Source organism: Streptococcus infantis, assembly GCF_047464415.1.
Taxonomy (GTDB): domain Bacteria; phylum Bacillota; class Bacilli; order Lactobacillales; family Streptococcaceae; genus Streptococcus; species Streptococcus infantis_AE.
Genome location: NZ_JASHBX010000005.1, coordinates 81,386 through 101,103, shown reverse-complemented (window position 1 = coordinate 101,103; position 19,718 = coordinate 81,386). Strand labels below are relative to the sequence as shown.

At 40.0% G+C, this 19,718-nt stretch carries 18 protein-coding genes and 1 pseudogene; 9 read left to right on the top strand and 10 right to left on the bottom strand.

Annotation, left to right across the window (positions count from 1 at the left end):
- Positions 1-57: 57 nt before the first annotated feature.
- The 5 genes from QM460_RS04340 to QM460_RS04320 form a co-directional block, all read right to left on the bottom strand.
- Entirely contained in the window at positions 58-708 is a 651-nt protein-coding gene (locus tag QM460_RS04340) for a metal-dependent transcriptional regulator (protein ID WP_414289340.1), read from the bottom strand.
- Between the two features lie 82 nt (positions 709-790).
- Complete coding sequence (gene tpx / locus QM460_RS04335) at positions 791-1,285, bottom strand: thiol peroxidase (RefSeq protein ID WP_414289339.1); 495 nt, start codon at positions 1,283-1,285, stop codon at positions 791-793.
- 119 nt (positions 1,286-1,404) lie between these two features.
- Complete coding sequence (gene psaA, locus QM460_RS04330) at positions 1,405-2,334, bottom strand: metal ABC transporter substrate-binding lipoprotein/adhesin PsaA (RefSeq protein ID WP_414289338.1); 930 nt, start codon at positions 2,332-2,334, stop codon at positions 1,405-1,407.
- A gap of 31 nt (positions 2,335-2,365) precedes the next feature.
- Complete coding sequence (locus tag QM460_RS04325; RefSeq protein WP_000559776.1) at positions 2,366-3,214, bottom strand: metal ABC transporter permease; 849 nt, start codon at positions 3,212-3,214, stop codon at positions 2,366-2,368.
- Positions 3,211-3,933: a metal ABC transporter ATP-binding protein gene (locus QM460_RS04320; protein ID WP_049548625.1), complete on the bottom strand. Its 723-nt coding sequence runs from the start codon at positions 3,931-3,933 to the stop codon at positions 3,211-3,213. Before QM460_RS04320 ends, QM460_RS04325 begins: the two co-directional genes overlap by 4 nt.
- Before the next feature lie 179 nt (positions 3,934-4,112).
- Here QM460_RS04320 and QM460_RS04315 point away from each other — a divergent pair, with 179 nt between their 5' ends.
- Positions 4,113-6,005: a M13 family metallopeptidase gene (locus tag QM460_RS04315; protein ID WP_414289337.1), complete on the top strand. Its 1,893-nt coding sequence runs from the start codon at positions 4,113-4,115 to the stop codon at positions 6,003-6,005.
- Positions 6,006-6,043: 38 nt separating this feature from the next.
- On the opposite strand, the gene QM460_RS04310 is transcribed toward QM460_RS04315, so the two are convergent.
- The gene (locus QM460_RS04310) at positions 6,044-6,673 is read right to left on the bottom strand and encodes an MBL fold metallo-hydrolase (RefSeq protein WP_414289336.1); all 630 of its coding nucleotides are present in this window, start codon (positions 6,671-6,673) and stop codon (positions 6,044-6,046) included.
- 105 nt (positions 6,674-6,778) lie between these two features.
- Positions 6,779-7,855 carry a DUF2974 domain-containing protein gene (locus QM460_RS04305; protein ID WP_000065158.1) on the bottom strand — a complete coding sequence of 359 codons (1,077 nt, stop codon included), beginning with the start codon at positions 7,853-7,855 and terminating at the stop codon, positions 6,779-6,781.
- A gap of 95 nt (positions 7,856-7,950) precedes the next feature.
- Here QM460_RS04305 and QM460_RS04300 point away from each other — a divergent pair, with 95 nt between their 5' ends.
- The 5 genes from QM460_RS04300 (at position 7,951) to QM460_RS04280 (ending at position 14,304) form a co-directional block, all read left to right on the top strand.
- The gene (locus QM460_RS04300) at positions 7,951-8,628 is read left to right on the top strand and encodes a response regulator transcription factor (RefSeq protein WP_414289335.1); all 678 of its coding nucleotides are present in this window, start codon (positions 7,951-7,953) and stop codon (positions 8,626-8,628) included.
- A complete protein-coding gene (locus tag QM460_RS04295) occupies positions 8,621-9,595 on the top strand; it encodes a sensor histidine kinase (RefSeq protein ID WP_248034541.1) in 975 nt (324 codons plus the stop codon). Before QM460_RS04300 ends, QM460_RS04295 begins: the two co-directional genes overlap by 8 nt.
- A 327-nt stretch (positions 9,596-9,922) precedes the next feature.
- On the top strand, positions 9,923-10,681 hold the full coding sequence (locus QM460_RS04290) for an ABC transporter ATP-binding protein (protein ID WP_373094442.1): 759 nt from the start codon (positions 9,923-9,925) through the stop codon (positions 10,679-10,681).
- A gap of 1 nt (position 10,682) precedes the next feature.
- Positions 10,683-12,674 (top strand): ABC transporter permease, encoded by a 1,992-nt coding sequence (locus QM460_RS04285; RefSeq protein WP_373094441.1) that lies wholly within the window; start codon positions 10,683-10,685, stop codon positions 12,672-12,674.
- 580 nt (positions 12,675-13,254) lie between these two features.
- The gene (locus QM460_RS04280; protein ID WP_414289334.1) at positions 13,255-14,304 is read left to right on the top strand and encodes a DUF389 domain-containing protein; all 1,050 of its coding nucleotides are present in this window, start codon (positions 13,255-13,257) and stop codon (positions 14,302-14,304) included.
- 211 nt (positions 14,305-14,515) lie between these two features.
- Here QM460_RS04280 and thrS read toward each other — a convergent pair whose 3' ends face one another.
- The 3 genes and pseudogenes from thrS to QM460_RS04265 all read right to left on the bottom strand — a co-directional run bounded on the left by thrS (position 14,516) and on the right by QM460_RS04265 (position 17,152).
- Entirely contained in the window at positions 14,516-16,459 is a 1,944-nt protein-coding gene (thrS, locus tag QM460_RS04275) for a threonine--tRNA ligase (RefSeq protein ID WP_414289333.1), read from the bottom strand.
- 73 nt (positions 16,460-16,532) lie between these two features.
- Positions 16,533-16,659: pseudogene (locus QM460_RS04270) on the bottom strand (AAA family ATPase); the annotation flags it as partial.
- A 121-nt stretch (positions 16,660-16,780) separates the two neighbouring features.
- Positions 16,781-17,152 (bottom strand): hypothetical protein, encoded by a 372-nt coding sequence (locus QM460_RS04265; protein ID WP_414289332.1) that lies wholly within the window; start codon positions 17,150-17,152, stop codon positions 16,781-16,783.
- A 204-nt stretch (positions 17,153-17,356) separates the two neighbouring features.
- Here QM460_RS04265 and rpsO point away from each other — a divergent pair, with 204 nt between their 5' ends.
- From rpsO to QM460_RS04250, 3 genes are all read left to right on the top strand, one after another.
- Positions 17,357-17,626: a 30S ribosomal protein S15 gene (gene rpsO, locus QM460_RS04260; RefSeq protein ID WP_001018251.1), complete on the top strand. Its 270-nt coding sequence runs from the start codon at positions 17,357-17,359 to the stop codon at positions 17,624-17,626.
- 281 nt (positions 17,627-17,907) lie between these two features.
- The gene (locus tag QM460_RS04255) at positions 17,908-18,954 is read left to right on the top strand and encodes a FecCD family ABC transporter permease (protein ID WP_414289331.1); all 1,047 of its coding nucleotides are present in this window, start codon (positions 17,908-17,910) and stop codon (positions 18,952-18,954) included.
- Position 18,955: 1 nt separating this feature from the next.
- Positions 18,956-19,711 (top strand): ABC transporter ATP-binding protein, encoded by a 756-nt coding sequence (locus QM460_RS04250; RefSeq protein ID WP_414289330.1) that lies wholly within the window; start codon positions 18,956-18,958, stop codon positions 19,709-19,711.
- The last annotated feature ends 7 nt before the right edge of the window (positions 19,712-19,718 follow it).

Genomic DNA, 19,718 nt, shown 5'->3' with positions numbered 1-19,718 from the left:
TGCTAGAAATAAAACCCTGAAAATCAAGCTTTCAGGGTTGGTAGGGGACTTGAGAAATTAGTTCATTTTTTCAACGTAAAGTTGTTTGGCGATTTCTAGGCTGACTTGGAGTTCTTCATTCTTGTGAATCAGAGTGAAGGTATTAGAGAAGCCATCAAACTGCTTGACTTGGAGTTGGTCTCCAATATGGATGCTGTGTTTTTCCAAATATTGGAGAAGTTCAAAGCTATCATGGACCCGAGTCAGTAGATAGGTCCCTGCTTCTTTGATATCAGAGAGAGGAAGGTTATTGATCTCAACTAAAAGCTCTCCCTTGGCAGGAATGGTTCCTCCATGGGGACAGGTTTTTGGAAAGCCTAACATTTTGTCTAATCTCTCGACAAAAAAGTCTGAAACCGTATGTTCTAATACCTCAGCTTCGTCATGAATCTGGTTACTGGTATAATCCAGATGGTGAACCAGAAAAACCTCAATGAGTCTGTGCTTTCGGTAAAGGTCAGATACAAGTTTTAAACCAATATCCGTTAGTAAGTAGCCCTTTTTCTGATCTTTTAGGATAAGATTTTCGGATTGCATGCGCTTGATCATTTCAGTTACAGCTGGAGGTGATACCTGCATTCGAGCAGCGATTTCCTTATTGGTAATCTTAGGAAGTTCCATGCCAATCTCATAAATACATTTTAAGTAGTCTTCTTTATTAGGTGTCATTCGCATTTCCTTGTTTATTATCTACATCTAGTATACCAAAAAAAGCTAGATTTCTCTAGCTTACTACTTACAAGAGCTTGATTTAGTCGAGTTCTTTGGCTGCTGCAATCGCGGCTTCAAAGTTTGGTTCGCTGTTGATATTATCCACGTATTCGACGTAGCGGATGGTATTGTCAGTATCGAGAACAAAGACTGCGCGAGCAAGTAAGTGCCACTCATTGATTAAGAGGGCGTAATCTTGTCCAAAAGAGTGGTCGAAGTAGTCTGAAAGCATGATGGCATTTTCAATTCTTTCAGCCCCACACCAGCGTTTTTGAGCAAAAGGGAGGTCCATGGAAACAGTCAAGACAACCGTATTATCCAGTCCAGCCAGTTCTTCATTAAAACGACGCGTTTGAGTTGAGCAGATACCTGTATCAATAGAAGGTACGACACTCAAGATTTTTTTCTTCCCATCAAAATCAGCTAGAGATTTTTTAGAAAGATCAGTTGCAGTGAGAGAAAAGTCCAGCGCCTTATCTCCTACTTGTAGTTGTTTTCCCGTAAACGTAACAGGGTTTCCAAGGAATGTAGTCATAAGATACTCCAATCTTTTTTCTTTCATTCTACATTAGATGTTCAGAGTTTTCCAATAATTTGACCGGAATTTGAACAGAAAAAAAACGCCAATTCATGGTGACTGACGTTTTTAAAAACTTATTTAGACAAACCTTCAGCAATCTTGTCAAGGTTGTATTTCATCATGTTGTAGTAACTGTCGCCTTCTTTACCTTGTTCTGCGATAGAGTCAGTAAAGATTTGTGCGTAGATTGGGATGTTTGTGTCTTGAGATACAGTTTTCATTGGACGGTCATCCACACTTGATTCTACAAAGAGGGAAGGAGTTTTTGTTTGGCGAAGTTTTTCAACCAAGGTCTTGATTTGGTCAGGTGTTCCTTCTTCTTCAGTGTTGATTTCCCAGATATAGGCACTTGGGACACCATATGCTTTAGAGAAGTATTTGAAGCATCCTTCACTAGTTACAATGAGTTTTTTCTCAGCAGGGATGTTGTTAAATTTCTCCTTAGCTTCCTTGTCAAGTTTGTCTAGCTTATCAGTATATTCTTTGAGATTTTTTTCGTAGAATTCCTTGTTGCTAGGGTCTTTAGCGCTCAATTGTTTGGCGATGTTTTTAGCAAAAATCATCCCATTTTCAAGGTTAAGCCAAGCGTGTGGGTCTTCTTTGCCTTTTTCGTTTTGGCCTTCAAGGTAGATAACATCAACGCCTTCGCTGACTGCAAAGTAGTCTTTATTTTCTGTTTTCTTGGCATTTTCAACCAATTTTGTAAACCAAGCATTGCCACCAGTTTCAAGGTTGATCCCGTTATAGAAAATCAAATCAGCTTGAGAAGTTTTCTTAACGTCTTCAGGGAGTGGTTCGTATTCGTGTGGGTCTTGGCCAACAGGAACGATACTGTGAAGATCAATCTTGTCACCAGCAATATTTTTAGTAATATCAGCGATGATTGAGTTTGTAGCAACAACTTTTAGTTTTTGACCAGAAGCTGCATCTTTTTTTCCACTAGCACATGCTACAAGAGCAATAACGGAAAGAAAGAGAACGAGTAATGTACCTAATTTTTTCATTAGATCCTCCAATTTATTGGGGCTTTGCCCCTTATTTTAACAAATGTTTATTTTTCAGTTTCAAATATCGTTGTTTTGGAGCGATAAAGAAGCTAATGAGAAAGAAACTAGCAGCTGTAAGCACGATACTAGAACCTGCCGCAACGTTAAAGCTATAGCCGATAAAGAGTCCCAAAACTGAAGCAGTCGCTCCAAAGGTTGAGGAAAGGAAAATCATGCTTTTCAGGCTATTAGCATACAGATAAGCAGTTGCAGCTGGGGTAATCAGCATGGCTACAATCAGGATAGTTCCGACACTTTGCATGGCTGTCACAGACACGAGAGTCAGGAGTACCATGAGAAGGTAGTGATAGAAATTGACAGGCATTCCCATGGCTTTAGCCAAGAGTTCATCAAAGGATGTTATCAAGAGTTGCTTGAAGAAAATCCAGATCAACAAGAGAATGGCTGCCCCCACACCCATAGTAATAAACATATCCGTATCTTGGACGGCCAGGATATTACCAAAAAGGATATGGAAAAGGTCAGTTGAACTTTTAGCGACACTAATCAAGATGATACCGAGGGCTAAGAAAGAAGAAAAGGTAATGCCGATGGCGGTATCGCTTTTGATAATCGAGTTCCCCTTGATGTAGGTAATGATGATAGCAGCTAGTAGTCCAAAGACAATGGCTCCGATAAAGAAGTCAAGGCCCAAGATGAAGGAGAGGGCTACACCTGGCAAGACAGCATGTGAAATGGCATCTCCCATGAGTGACATCCCGCGTAGGATGATGAAACATCCCACAGCTCCAGCTACGACCCCGATGACAATAGCTGTTATCAAGGCATTTTGTAAGAAATGGAATTTTTGCAATCCATCGATAAATTCTGCAATCATAGGTCACCTCCATTGAAAAAGAGTCGATTACCGTAAGCTTCTTTGAGATTGGCTTCGGTAAAGGTTTCTTTGGTTGGACCAAAGGCGATCACTTCTCGATTGACAAGCAAGACTTGATCGAAGTAGTGGGGAACCTTGCTGAGGTCGTGGTGAACGATGAGAACCGTCTTCCCAGCTTTTTTCAAATCTCTCAGCGTATTCATGATGATTTCCTCACTGACAGAGTCAATCCCAACAAAGGGCTCATCCAAGAGGATATAGTCGGCTTCTTGCACCAAACATCTGGCAATCAAGACCCGCTGGAATTGACCTCCAGACAGTTGACTGATTTGCCGTTCTGCGTAGTCAGCTAGGCCGACGATTTCAAGGGCTTCTTTCACTTTCTTCCAATGTTTAGCCTTTAAACTTCGAAAGAGAGGGATAGAGGGAAAGAGTCCTAACGAGACGCATTCCTTGACCTTGATGGGAAAGTTGTAGTCGATATTGATTTTTTGTTCGACATAGGCGATTCGGTGTAAGGATTTTTTAACTTCCTTGTCATCGAGAAATGCCTGACCTTGATGTGGGATAATTCCCAGCATACCTTTTAATAGTGTTGATTTTCCAGCGCCGTTTGGACCAATAATTCCGGTAATCGTTGGTCCTTGGAGCACTAGTGAAATATCCTTTAGTGCCAACGTTTCTTTGTAGGAGACACTGAGGTTTTCGATACGTATCATACAGTTATATTCCTCCTAATTTTTAATATACCTTAATTTTATTTTTAAGTCAAGTTAATTTTTGTAAAAATTTAAAATATTAATGATTAAAATAAGAGGGCAACTCGGCATTTTTAATTGCAATCCCAAGGGAATTTTGCTAAGCTAGGAATAAGTGAAAATAGGAAAGCGAGAACAAGATGACACGTTATCAAGATGATTTTTATGATGCAATAAATGGTGAGTGGGAAAAGACTGCTGTTATTCCAGCTGATAAATCGAGAACAGGTGGTTTTATCGACCTTGACGAAGAAATCGAAGAGTTGATGCTAACGACGACTGACAAGTGGTTGGCGGGAGAAGATGTGCCTGAAGATCCTATCCTAGCAAACTTTGTCAAATACCACGCTATGGTGAGAGATTTCGATAAGCGAGAAGCTGATGGAATCGACCCAGTCCTTCCAATGCTTAAGGAATACCAGGATTTGGAAAGTTTTGCGGATTTCGCAAGTAAACTAGCAGCATTTGAATTAGCTGGTAAACCAAACTTCCTTCCATTTGGAGTATCACCAGACTTTATGGATGCTAGAATCAATGTTTTATGGGCTAGCGCTCCAGGAACTATCTTGCCTGATACAACCTACTATGCGGAAGACCATCCTCAGCGTGAGGAATTATTGAACCTTTGGAAAGAAAGCACTTCTAATCTACTCAAAGCCTATAACTTCTCAGATGAAGAAATCGAAGATTTGCTAGAGAAACGATTGGAGTTGGACCGCCGCATCGCAGCTGTAGTCCTCTCTAATGAAGAAAGTTCAGAATATGCCAAACTTTACCATCCATATTCTTATGAAGATTTCAAAAAGTTTGCCCCTACACTTCCTTTAGATGATTTCTTCCAAGCAGTGATTGGACAAACTCCAGACAATGTCATTGTAGATGAAGAACGTTTCTGGCAAGCAGCAGAGCAATTCTATAGTGAAGAAGCTTGGCCTTTGCTCAAGGCAACTTTGATCTTGAGTGTGGTTAATCTTTCAACTAGTTATCTAACAGATGAGATTCGTATCTTGTCAGGTGCCTACGGACGAGCTCTTTCAGGAGTTCCAGAGGCTCAAGACAAACGCAAGGCTGCTTACCATTTAGCTCAAGGACCATTCAAACAAGCGCTTGGTCTTTGGTATGCACACGAAAAATTCTCTCCAGAAGCCAAGGCAGACGTGGAGAAAAAAGTAGCGACCATGATTGACGTTTATAAGGAACGTTTGGCTAAAAATGACTGGCTGACTCCTGAAACTCGAGAAAAAGCAATCGTTAAACTCAATGTCATCAAGCCTTATATTGGTTATCCAGAAGAGCTGCCAGCCCGCTACAAGGATAAGGTAGTGAATGAATCTGCTAGCCTCTTTGAGAATGCCCTAGCCTTTGCGCGTGTTGAAATCAAACACAGTTGGAGCAAGTGGAACCAGCCAGTTGACTACAAGGAGTGGGGAATGCCTGCTCATATGGTTAATGCCTACTACAATCCACAAAAGAACTTGATTGTCTTTCCGGCTGCTATTTTACAGGCGCCATTCTATGACTTGCATCAGTCATCTTCTGCCAACTATGGTGGTATCGGAGCGGTTATCGCCCATGAAATTTCTCATGCCTTTGATACAAATGGGGCTTCCTTTGATGAAAATGGTAGTCTCAAGGATTGGTGGACAGAGAACGACTATGCTGCCTTTAAAGAGAAAACGCAGAAGGTTATCGACCAGTTTGATGGCCAAGAATCTTACGGTGCAAGGATCAACGGAAAACTAACCGTATCAGAAAACGTTGCCGACCTAGGAGGAATTGCTGCAGCCCTTGAAGCTGCCAAGAGAGAACCAGACTTCTCAGCTGAAGAGTTCTTCCATAACTTTGCACGTATCTGGCGTATGAAAGGTCGCCCAGAGTTGATGAAACTCATGGCTAGTGTCGACGTACATGCACCAGCTAAACTTCGTGTCAATGTCCAAGTGCCAAACTTTGATGACTTCTTTACAACCTATGATGTCAAAGAAGGTGACGGAATGTGGCGCTCACCAGAAGACCGCGTGATTATTTGGTAATAGAAAAAACCAAGGATGGAGTCCTTGGTTTTAATGTTTTAGAAAAAAGGATTGAAAGTTTTTTCGTGGGCGATAGTTGTAGCTGGACCATGTCCTGGATAGACATCGTAGTTTGGAAGGGTGAAGAGCTGGGTTTGGATACTATGAAGGAGTTGTTCCATGCTACCAGTAGGTAGGTCTGTTCGACCAATAGTTTCTCGGAAGAGAGCATCACCCGTTAAGACCAAGTGTCCATCTGGGAAAACGAAGGAAACTCCTCCGATAGAGTGGCCTGGAGTTGGAAGTACCGTAAAACGAAACTCATCAATCTGGTATTCTTCATAAAAGACAAAGGTGTGTTCAGCTGGTTTACATACGACATCTGCCATATCGTCGTGTCGAGGAAGGCCAGAAAGATTATCAACAGGAGTATAGAGCCAAGATGCTTCACTTTCTGCCACATAAACGGGAGGATTTCCGAAAGTATCTCTGACCAAGTCCAGACTCAAGATATGGTCATAGTGGGTGTGGGTCAGGAGAATTGCACAGATGGGTTTATTGATGTTCTCGATTGTCTTGCGAATAGCCTCCCAGTTGCTACCCGGATCAACCACAATCAGGTGATGGTCTCCTTCAAGATAATAAGTATTTTCATAAGCAACGGGGTTCACAGTTTTATGGATTTTCATAGGATTTCCTCTTTCAAAGCATTTACTCCTACTAGTATAACACAGAAGAATAAAATAAGGAATCAACAAGAAAGTCCCTCCATAAAGGAAGGGACTTTCAAGTTATTAGAAATGATTCTTCCAGGCTTGGAAACGAGCATCCAGTAGGAGTTGTGTCAGATTTTTTAAGATTTCAACTTGCTCGGGCTCCAGTGTCTGGGCTTGAGAAACAAGTTGTCGAACATGGTCAATAGCATTTTTAGAAGATAGTTCATTAATGGAGCTAATTCCAGATTCTAGAATGGTACCAAAGAAGAGATCGAAGTAGAGCTCCAGTTCCTCATCGGGAACACTATCCACCCATTCTTTGAGAGTGTCTTTAATTTGGAGACTCTCGCTACTAATTGCCTCAAGTTGGACAAAGTGGTGTCCTTCAGTTTGCCAGCTAAAGGTGCTATGTTGAGCAATACCCCCGAGAGCCGTAGATTTGACGACGATAGGAGTATCAGGAACTTCCAGCATCATGCCAATGACAGAACCTTGTGGGACGAAACGGTGAATTTTTGGAATAACATCTTGATAACCTGTGGTCTCAGTCAGATGAGCCTGCAAACCAGGTGCGTCATAGGTATAAACTGCGGAGACTTTTTCTTGCAATTCAGGCTGGATTTGACTGGCAGCATAGACAGCCAGATTCCCACCTTTAGAATGTCCAGCTACAATCACTTTTTGTTTTGGATGTTGGGTAAAGAATTCTTCCAAGTATTCAAGAGCATGTTTTTGGGCAGGTATTTCCTTCATGTAGGTCATATGAAAATCTTCCTTCCAACCAATAATACTATCGTCTGTACCTCGAAAGACAATCAGATAAGTATCTAAATCAAGGCGATAGGTCATAGCAGCGAACTGTTTCTGTTGCTCCGTATCAACCTCGTTTACAAAGTTAGAGAGTTTGCTATTTTTAAAACGTTTGTGCTGGGATAACTGATCGAGGAGCTGGAGACGTTCTTTATTGGTCAACATGTTAGTCTCACGAGGGACACGTGTTGCGACATCGCTTAAACGATTGACAGGCTGTTCCAATAAGTTATCAAAAGGAAGATAAGTCAGCTCTGTAAAAGCAAGTATATCCAGTTCATTCAAGGGAAGATCGTAAAAAGAATCGTATTGAACGTCAGTTAGGTAGTCGAAAATATTGGACATGGGAACTCCTTTCTTTACTTTTATCTTATCAGATTTGCATCAATTTCGCTAGTAGTGAGGAGAATTTTGCTATAATATAGAAAAAGGAGGAGCAGATGCATAAGATTTTACTAGTAGAAGATGATCCAGTTATTCGTCAACAAGTTGGGAAAATGCTCTCCGAATGGGGATTTGAGGTAGTCATGGTAGAAGACTTCATGGAGGTTCTCACACTATTTGTTCAGTCTGAACCTCATCTGGTTCTCATGGATATCGGCTTGCCTCTCTTTAATGGCTATCATTGGTGCCAGGAAATTCGCAAGATTTCCAAGGTTCCTATTATGTTTCTGTCTTCCAGAGACCAGGCTATGGACATCGTGATGGCCATTAATATGGGAGCGGATGACTTTGTAACCAAGCCTTTTGACCAGCAGGTTCTTTTAGCCAAGGTACAGGGCTTATTGCGTCGTTCCTATGAGTTTGGACGGGATGAGAGTCTCCTAGAGTATGCTGGAGTTATTCTAAATACCAAGTCTATGGATGTGCATGTCAATGGAAAATCTATCAGTTTAACAAAGAATGAATTTCAGATTTTACGTGTTTTATTTGAACATGCGGGAAATATCGTAGCGCGTGATGACTTGATGCGTGAACTCTGGAACAGTGACTTTTTTATTGACGACAATACCTTATCTGTTAATGTCGCTCGTTTGCGTAAGAAATTGGAGGAAGAAGGTTTGATTGGTTTTATCGAAACTAAGAAAGGGATAGGGTACGGATTGAAACATGCTTGAACTTAAAAGTTTTTTTCTAGCTTATATCCGTTCGCGTAGCCGTTTTTTTGCTTTTATTCTGTTATTGACGGGTCTCATCTTTCTTTTTGATGTCCTATTTGTTAGTCAAGTGCCCTACTTTAACTATTTCTTCTTTCTATCTACATTTTTGACATTTTTGTTTTTGGTATATGATTTCTTGATAGAATTGCAACGTTATCGTAAGGAATTGCTCTATGGCGAAAGAAAAGCTAAGTCACCAATGGAAGTCCTTCTAACTGAAAAATTAGAGAAAAGTGAATCTGAACTCTATCAAAAGAAATCAGATGCTGAAAACCGCTATAATGATTTGGTGGACTACTATACTCTCTGGGTGCATCAGATAAAAACACCAATTGCAGCCAGTAAACTCCTTGTAAGTGAGGTGGCAGATCGCCAACTGAAGCAACAGTTGGAGCAGGAAATTTTTAAGATTGATTCCTATACCAATCTCGTACTCCAATATCTACGCTTAGAAAGCTTCCATGATGATTTGGTTTTGAAGAAAGCAAATATAGAAGATCTGGTCAAGGAAGTCATTCGCAAATATGCCCTTTTCTTTATCCAGAAAGGTCTAAGTATTAATCTGCATGACTTAGACAGGAGCATTGTGACGGATAAAAAATGGCTGTTGGTAGTCATTGAACAAATCCTGTCAAATAGCCTCAAGTACACAAATGTAGGTGGAATTGAAATCTACATGGAAGGTCAGGAACTTTGCATCAAAGATACTGGGATTGGTATCAAAAATAGTGATCGGTTGCGAGTCTTTGAACGTGGATTTTCAGGATATAATGGTCGAATGACCCAGCAGTCATCTGGACTTGGGCTTTATCTAACCCAGAAAATCAGCCAAGAATTAGGACATCAAATTCAAATAGAATCCGAGCTTGGGCAAGGAACAACTGTGAGGATTAAGTTCTCTGAAGTGAATTTACTGATTGAATGAAAAGAATTGTGAAGAGCTTGGAAGAAACCTTTCAGGCTCTTCTTTAGACCTTGATATGTTGAGAAAAAAGGCTTCAATTAGATAAAAAATGTAATCTTACAAAAATGTAAGATTAAAGGCCTCTTTTGTAAGGTTATGTTATGGCAAGCCCTCTTTTTTTGGAGTAAACTTAGAGCATAAAGAAAAAGGAGAGAAACCATGAAAACAATTTTACAAAAGAAACAAACAAGTAAGCCGAGTCCAAAGGATATCGAGCGAGTTCAGCTTGGCATCGAAATGATGCAAGCTCAGTTTCAATTAATGGGATATTAAAAAGGAGAAGTTAAAATGACACTATTAGATGTAAAACACGTTCAAAAGATTTATAAAACTCGCTTTCAAGGCAACCAAGTAGAAGCCCTGAAAGATATTCACTTTACCGTTGAAAAAGGCGACTACGTTGCTATCATGGGTGAGTCTGGTTCTGGTAAATCAACCCTACTTAATATTCTTGCTATGCTTGACAAGCCAACGCGTGGGCAGGTCTTCCTAAACGGAACTGACACAGCTACCATTAAAAATTCTGAAGCATCAAGCTTCCGTCGTGAAAAATTAGGCTTTGTCTTCCAAGACTTCAATTTGTTAGATACGCTTTCTGTTAAAGACAATATCTTACTCCCTTTGGTATTGTCTAGAAAGCCTATTACAGAAATGATGAAAAAATTGGTCGTGACGGCCGAAAATCTTGGCATCAATCAATTGCAGGAGAAGTACCCTTATGAAATCTCTGGAGGGCAAAAACAACGGGTTGCAGTTGCACGGGCTATCATCACAGAACCAGAAATTCTCCTCGCTGATGAGCCAACAGGAGCCCTAGACTCTAAGTCATCTGCAGCACTGCTAGATGTCTTCGATGAGATTAACGAGCGAGGTCAAACCATTCTCATGGTAACCCACTCAACAGCTGCAGCCAGCCGTGCTAAACGTGTCATTTTCATCAAGGACGGCATTCTCTACAATCAAATCTACCGTGGTGAAAAGACTGAACGTCAGATGTTCCAAGAAATCTCTGACACCTTGACTGTTATGGCAAGTGAGGTGAACTAATATGTTTCGACTAACCAATAAGTTGGCCATCTCCAACTTAATCAAAAACCGCAAACTCTATTACCCTTTTGCACTAGCAGTTCTCCTTGCAGTTACTATCAGCTATCTATTTTATTCATTAACTTTTAATCCTAAAATGGTAGAAATGCGGGGTGGATCTTCTATTCAATTTACCCTTCAACTAGGTCTGATCGTAGTGACACTTGCATCTGCCATTATCGTACTTTATGCCAATAGTTTTGTCATGAAAAATCGTTCCAAAGAACTGGGTATATATGGCATGTTGGGCTTAGAAAAACGCCATTTGATTGGTATGACCTTTAAGGAACTCTTGATATTTGGGCTAGTAACAGTCACTGCAGGGATTGGAATTGGTGCCCTCTTTGATAATCTGATTTTCGCTTTATTGCTCAAACTTTCAAAGATGAAAGTGGAGTTAGTAGCCACATTCCAATGGTCCGTAGTCCTTTCCATCCTTCTGGTATTTGGTTTTATCTTTTTAGTCATTGTCATCCTAAATGCTATCCGCATTATCCGTATGGATGCTCTCCAACTATCTCGTGAGAAAGCAAAAGGTGAGAAGAAGGGTCGTTTCCTAGTGTTTCAGACAATCTTGGGACTACTCTCTTTAGGTAGTGGCTATTATCTAGCTCAAAGCGTAACAAATGCTCTATTAGCTATTTCTACCTTCTTTTTAGCTGTAATACTGGTCATTTTAGGAACCTATCTCTTGTTCAATGCTGGGATTACAGTTTTCTTGAAAATGCTCAAGAAAAACAAGAAATATTACTACAAACCTAATAATCTCATCTCTGTTTCTAACCTCATTTTCCGTATGAAGAAAAATGCGGTTGGTTTAGCGACTATTGCCATCCTTTCCACCATGGTTTTGGTCACCATGTCAGCAGCAACCAGTATCTACAATGGTTCTGAAAATATTAAAAAACTCCTGTATCCTCACGATATGTCAATTTCAGGACAAAATGTAGAAGTTGAGGATTTAGACAAGCTTTTGACTCAATACGCTAGCGAAAAGAACCTAACAATCAGCACTAAGGATGTTCTTAGCTATGCAAGTTTCGGCCTTTCTAGTCAAGATGGTACCAAATTAACCACCTTTGAAAAAGGTCAAAATAGTGTTATGCCCAAGACAGTTTTCCTAGTCTTTGATCAAAAGGATTATGAAAAAATGACTGGACAAAAGCTGAACCTTACGAATAATGAGGTGGGACTATTCGCTAAGAACGATGGCCTTAAAGGTCAAAAAGCATTCAGTCTTAACAATCATAACTATACGATCAAGCAAGAAATTCAGCAAGATTTCCTCAGAGACCATGTTGCTAACCAGTATGTACTTTTGATCTCAGATTATAACTACCTTGTTGTCTCAAATTTGCAGGACTTTTTAGATAAATACCAGGATTCTGCTATCTACACTCAGCTATATGGTGGAATGGATGTGACGGCAAGTAAAGAGGAACAACTCAAACTTGCAGATGATTTTGAAAACTACTCTGATAATTTCAGTCACAATCTCAAGAACGAGAATGGTATGGTTTACGGTGCAAACATTGCGAGTGAGTCAACTGTCGAAATGAACGCTCTCTTTGGTGGAGTCCTCTTTATCGGTATTTTTCTCTCTATCATCTTTATGGTAGGTACTGTACTCGTTATCTACTATAAACAAATTTCAGAAGGTTATGAAGACCGTGAACGCTTTGTCATCCTGCAAAAAGTTGGCTTGGATCAAAAACAAATCAAGCAAACCATTAATAAACAAGTCTTGACTGTTTTCTTCCTACCTCTGGCCTTTGCCTTTCTTCATCTGGCCTTTGCTTATCATATGCTGAGCCTGATTCTCAAGGTCGTTGGTGTTGTTGATTCAGCCATGATGTTAAGCGTAACTCTTTCTATCTGTGGTATCTTTGCTTTAGTCTATGTACTAATCTTTATGATTACTTCAAGAAGCTATCGTAGAATTGTTCAAATGTAAAAACAGAAACATCAAAAAAGAGAGTGGGACAGAAATCGTTAATTCGTTAGAATTCGATTTCGTCGTACCACCTCCGCACAGTTGAGTAGGGCTGTAAAAGCTGATGAAATCAGCGTAGTAGAGCCCACTCAACCACTGCGTCTTGCTCGACAATCCAAAGACAATTGAGAGGCTAGGATTTTTGTCCTAGCCTCTTTTTTAGTAGCTGGGATTTTGTACCAGGTTTTAACTTTTATTTCTCAACAGGTAATTAATTGGCGATATCAACTAAGATTGCTGCTACAAACTCATCATCTTTAAACATTAAAACGGTATCTACTTTCAGAGGAGATATCGTTTTTCTTCTTCTTCGGATAAGGATACAATAATTTCTTCCTTTCTCTATCTTTTAAATTAATTGATTTCTTCAGAGAAAGACTGTAAAATTTTTGATATAATATGTAGGATGGACTGATGGATATTTAAAAGATAATGATCAAAAGAATCACAGCTAAGAATTAAAAACATGTCAGTTTGGACAGAAGTCTCTCTACCATCATCCATGCAGAAACAAGATTATATGAAATAAAAGGAGTAACCAATGTCCGGAAACTATTCAACACGTGAATTCCGCGAAAAACTATATGATGACCTTCATGTTCGATTAAGAGATACAGTGATTTTGATGTGTGCGATTTTTATTGCCTCTATAGGTCTAAATATGAATTCAACAGCTGTCATTATTGGAGCCATGCTGATTTCCCCTCTTATGACACCGATTGTTGGACTGGGGTTTGGTTTAGCTATTTTTGATACGCGTTTAATCAAACAATCTCTAGAAGTTTTATTTACTCAAGTATTGGTCAGTTTGCTTGTATCGACTCTGTATTTCTGGATTTCTCCCTTATCTTATGCAAGTAGCGAGTTGATTGCACGAACCTCTCCAACCATTTGGGATGTTCTCATTGCTATTGCTGGTGGGATAGCAGGTTTTATTGGTTCAAGGAAAAAAGAAGCAAACAATATCGTACCAGGAGTAGCCATCGCAACAGCTCTGATGCCACCTATCTGCACTGCAGGATATGGTTTAGCTAATGGAAATGTACGATTTTTATTTGGGGCTCTTTATCTTTTCTTGATCAACTGTGTTTTTATCATGCTAGCCAACATTGTTGGAACAAGAATTTTGATGAGAAAATCTCCTTTAAGTTCATTTAAAGAGCTAAACATTAAAATGAAAATTGGCTTGATATCCTTGATTGTATTATTGGTTCTTCCAGCCAGCTATTCAGCAGTCACTCTGACGATGGATCAAGCGCGAAAAGAAGGGATTAAACAGTTTGTAGGCAAAGAGTTCGCCAATCATACGGTCATTAATCAAGTCTACAAGTCAAGGAGCAATGAATTGGTCTTGACGGTTGTTGGAGATCCGATTTCAGAAGAAGAATTAGAAACCATCCGCCAAAAACAAGCCTCTTACGGTATTCAATCTGTTCAATTGAAAGTCAATCAGGTTCATAATTCGACAAAATTAGATAGTGAGATGACCAAGGAATTTTATGAAACCATTAATAAGTATATTGATCAAAAACTCTCTGAAAAAGATTCACAAAAAGATCTCGTAAAAGAAAATGAAGCAGACAAGGATTGAGGATATTGACCTTTTCTAACTCGAGGAAGCAAATCTTAGGAGGATATCCTATATCCCAAAGTTAGTGGATAGAAAGGATCGTTGATGAGGATACATTTGTGGTGGTTTGACCAATCACTACTAGTCAGGTAAATAAAGTATAAAAAAAGCAACAGCTGAAACAGTTGTTGCTTTTTTAGGTAGCTGGGATTTTTATCCCAGATTTTATCGTTTATTTTTCAACTCGTGATTTGTTGGCAATATCTGCAAGAATCAATTCTACAAATGCATCTACCGGCATGGTTTCTGTTTCTTTTTGACCATAACGGCGAACGTTTACGGCTTGCTCTTCCATTTCCTTGTCACCAACGATCAATTGGTAAGGAATTTTTTGAGTTTGAGAAGCACGGATCTTGAACTGCATTTTTTCATTACGTTCATCCACATCGGCACGAACACCACGGTCACGAAGTTTCTTAGCTACTTCCCAAGCGTAGTCTACGTGTTTTTCGTTAGAAACTGGGATAAGAGTTACTTGGTGTGGGGCAAGCCATGTTGGGAAGACACCCTTGTAGTTTTCAATCAAGATAGCTGTGAAGCGTTCCATAGTTGAGATAACACCACGGTGAATCATAACTGGACGGTGTTCTTCACCATCAGCTCCGATGTATTTAAGGTCGAAGCGTTCTGGAAGCAAGAAGTCAAGCTGGATAGTAGAAAGAGTTTCTTCTTTACCAAGGGCAGTCTTAACTTGGATATCCAATTTTGGTCCGTAGAAGGCTGCTTCACCTTCAGCTTCAAAGTAGTCAAGTCCCATGTCATCCATAGCTGATTTCAACATACGTTGAGCATTTTCCCACATTTCATCATTATCAAAGTACTTGTGAGTATCTTGAGGGTCACGATATGATAAACGGAAACGATAGTCAGTCAAGTTGAAATCTTCGTAAACGTCGATAATCAATTGAAGCGTACGTTGGAACTCATCTTTGATTTGTTCAGGTGTTACGAAAGTGTGACCATCATTAAGGGACATTTCACGTACACGTTGAAGCCCTGTAAGAGCACCAGATTTTTCATAACGGTGCATCATACCGATTTCAGCAATACGGATTGGCAATTCACGGTATGAGTGAACGTGGTGCTTAAAGACTTCGATATGGTGAGGACAGTTCATTGGACGAAGGACGAATTCTTCCCCATCACCCATATCCATAGTTGGGAACATATCTTCACGGTAGTGATCCCAGTGACCAGAAGTCTTGTAAAGTTCTACTGAGGCAATTGGTGGAGTGTAGACGTGTTGGTAACCAGCGGCGATTTCCTTGTCGACGATGTAGCGTTCCAATTCACGACGGATAGTGGCACCATTTGGCAACCAGAATGGAAGACCTTGACCAACTTCTTGAGAAATCATGAAGAGATCCAATTCTTTACCAAGTTTACGGTGGTCACGTTCCTTAGCTTCTTCACGCATTTGAAGGTAGTTTTTCAAGTCTTTCTTGTCAAACCAAGCTGTACCATAGATACGTTGCATCATAGCATTGTCGCTATTTCCACGCCAGTAAGCACCAGCTACATTGAGAAGGTGGAAGATTTGGATGCGACCTGTTGATGGAACGTGTGGGCCACGGCAAAGGTCTACATATTCACCTTGACGGTAGATAGTTAAGCCACCTTCGTCTTCTGAGTGCTCTTCAATCAATTCCAATTTGTATGGATCGTTTTTGAAGATTTCACGCGCTTCATCTTTGGTCACTTCTTCACGAATAGATGGGAAGTTTTCCTTAACGATTTTCTTCATTTCTTCTTCGATACGAGGAAGATCTTCGTTAGAGATTTGACCTGCTTCATTGTCAGTATCGTAGTAGAAACCATCTTCGATAGCTGGGCCGACCCCCAAATGAATGTCTGGGAAGAGGCGACGAGCAGCTTGGGCAAACAAGTGAGCAGCTGAGTGACGCAAGATTGGAAGAGCATCTTCGTGATCAGGTGTCACGATTTCAATGCTTCCGTCTTCAGTAATAGCACGAGTAGTGTCGATCAATTTGCCATTAAATTTACCAGCAAGTGCCTTTTTAGCTAGGGAATTGCTGATAGATTGTGCAATTTCAAAAGTTGTAACGCCTGATTCGAATTCACGAACAGCGCCATCTGGGAAAGTAATTTTAATCATGGTTTTCTCCTTATATTATTAGTTATCAATTATTTTTATAGCAGAAGTGTTTCCCTATTTTTACAGACTTAAATCAAGAAAAACAAAAAGCGACATCCTCGAAAGGACGTCGCAACGTGGTTCCACCTTCATTTATGTACAACAAAACTGTTGACACCTCTGATTGGCTCTAACGTGGCCACCGTTTTATGTTTGCATAAAAGTTAGTAGAGTAGTATCAGTTTAGACTTCCTATGCGTTCTCAGCAACCACGCACTCTCTAAAAGAAAGATTCTAAGCGACTTGTCTCTATACATTATTATAGCATGATTGCGAGATTTTTCAAGGATTTTGTGAAAGTTTTTTGTTTTTCAGTTTTTGAACCAGATACCTGATAGTGGCACCCATAACTGTACCTAGTAGAATAAGAATTTCATAGGCTAGGAAATAAACAATGATAAATTCTCTGAAAGGAATGATAGTAAAGCCATAGAGCAAGCAACTACCTAAAAGCCAATGTAGTGAAAAACCAAAACGGTAGCTATAAAGAAGTGAAACTATAAAAACTATGATGGGCGAAATGATGAATATATTTAGAAGATAGAGCTCCGTTAGTTTTGGATTCTGTAATAGTAGTATAAATAATCCATAAAGTGGACAATAAAAGAAAAATACGACCAGATAGTAGGGGAGATATTTAAAGAATTTACGCATGGTAATCACCTCGTTATAAAACTATCAACTTAGATATCTTTCCTATGAATATTATAGCATATTTGTAGTAAGAATAGTAAATCAGTTGACAAAGAAGTTAGTTACTGGTAGAATAGAAATTGTCGTAAAGACAAATAACTTCTTCTTGGTTACAGGCATGCCAACCTGTCACTCGGATGAAGCCAAATAAAAAGGAGAAACATCATGGCAATCTCAAAAGAGAAAAAAAATGAAATCATCGCACAATATGCACGTCACGAAGGTGATACAGGTTCAGTAGAGGTTCAAGTTGCTGTCCTTACTTGGGAAATCAACCACCTTAACGAACACATCAAACAACACAAAAAAGACCACGCTACTTACCGTGGATTGATGAAGAAAATCGGTCGCCGTCGTAACTTGCTTGCATACTTGCGTAAAAACGACGTTAACCGTTACCGTGAGTTAATCAACTCTCTTGGACTTCGTCGCTAATCTGCTTTATTTTCCACTTACATTACGTTGTTACCTTACCTCGATATACTCAAGTATAATCTTCGGTTACGGTTCCTAGCACTGTAAGGTAAAATAAACCAGAAAGGTCTCCCTTCGGGGAGATTTTTTAGTTTCATTAGGATTTTAGCCTGAGCTCAATCAGCTCTCTAATTTCAACAGTCTTTTAATCTGTATTTTTCTAGTCTTGTTCCTGATTTGGAAATGTGGTATACTATTTATGAAAATTGTCTAAATTTTTAATTTTATTAAGGGAGGGTTTCATGATTTCCAAATCTTCTGGAAGCCATCAAAACCTGCGATATGTTGTTCTCCTATCTCTGTTGCTCGGAGCTTTGGGAGTCTCTCTATTTTTAGCTGTTTCTATGGGGTCTGTTCAGATTAGCTTGAGTGATACTTATAGAATTATTTTAAGTAAGATGGGGGCCTCTCTGGATATAGGAGACCTTTCGAAGTCTACACTTGCTATTGTTTGGAATATGAGATTACCACGGGTTTTTCTTGGTTTGATAGTTGGTGCAGGCCTTTCCATGTGTGGTAGCGTTATGCAGTCAACAGTTAATAATCCAATAGCAGAGCCCTATGTATTAGGAATTTCAGCCGGGGCAACCTTTGGAGCAACTTTGAGTATTATTCTTGGTTTTAAGGTCATGATTGGTCTAGGTTCTTTCCTAGGAGCGATTTTAGCAACAGTTGCAGTTCTTCTCATTGCGTCCATGCAGGGTAGGATGACAACTTCTAGCTTAATCTTATCGGGTACGGTAGTGAATGCCCTATTTTTGGCTTTTTCAAACTTTATTATCTCTATCGGGGCCAATGCTGATAGCGTTATGACCATCAAGTTTTGGACCATGGGTTCTTTAGCGGGGACCTCATGGGCTCACTTAACCTTGCCAACTATAATCGTGGGAATCGCTTTTTTATTTTTCTCTACACAATATCGTGTTTTCAATGCCATGATGATGGGAGATGAGGCGGCTTTGACCTTGGGAATTCCCTTGCGTTTTTACTGGTATCTCTATGTGACGATTGTAGCTGTGATGACAGCTATCTTGGTATCGACCTGTGGGATTATCGGTTTTGTCGGTTTGATTACACCACATTTGGCCCGAAGTTTGGTTGGTACAAACTACAAAAGGCTATTTCCGATAGCTACTTTACTAGGTGCCCTCTTTGTCGTCTGGGCAGATGTCTTTGCTCGCGTTTTGATTCAAAATGCTGAGCTACCGATTGGAATTTTCACAGCACTAGTAGGTGCCCCCTTCTTTATCTACATGGTTGGAAGTAGACGAAGGGAGGTGAGGGTCTGATATGGACTTAATGTGTCAGGATATTCACTTTGGAATCGGAGAAAAAAAGATTCTCAAAGGAGTCTCACTCAAACTGGAGGGCAAGCAATTTCATACTATTTTAGGACCCAATGGCAGTGGGAAGACTAGCTTGTTGAAACTCCTCTATCGACAGGAAAAGCCTGTTCAAGGCTTGATTACTCTAGATGGAAAACCCTTGGAACAAATGAGCGTTAAGGAAACGGCAAAACAGATGGCCGTCATCACGCAGTTTAATCAACTCCAGTTTGATTGCACGGTTGAAGAAATTGTTATGCTGGGTAGAACGCCCCATCTCTCTTTCTTACAAAAGGAAAAAGAAAAAGACTTTGCCTTGGTTGAGGATGCTCTAGTCAAGGTAGATATGTTCGAAAAGAGAAGTCGTCTCTACTCTTCTCTATCAGGAGGAGAGAAACAACGGGTTTTATTGGCACGCGCCTTGGCCCAAGAGCCGACACTCTTGCTCTTAGATGAACCGACCAATCATTTGGATATCAAGTACCAGCTAGACTTGTTAACCATTGTCAAACATCTCAATATCAATGTACTAGCAGTATTACACGATATTCAGCTGGCTTGTCGCTATTCAGACTATCTCTATCTAATGAAAGAAGGAGAGATTGTTTACCAAGGGACTCCAAAAGAGACCATCACTCCTGAGTCTTTGCAGGCTGTCTATGGTGTCCAAAGTAAGGTTACTTGGACAGAAGATCAGCAAGCCATGATTCACTATTTATAAAAAATGA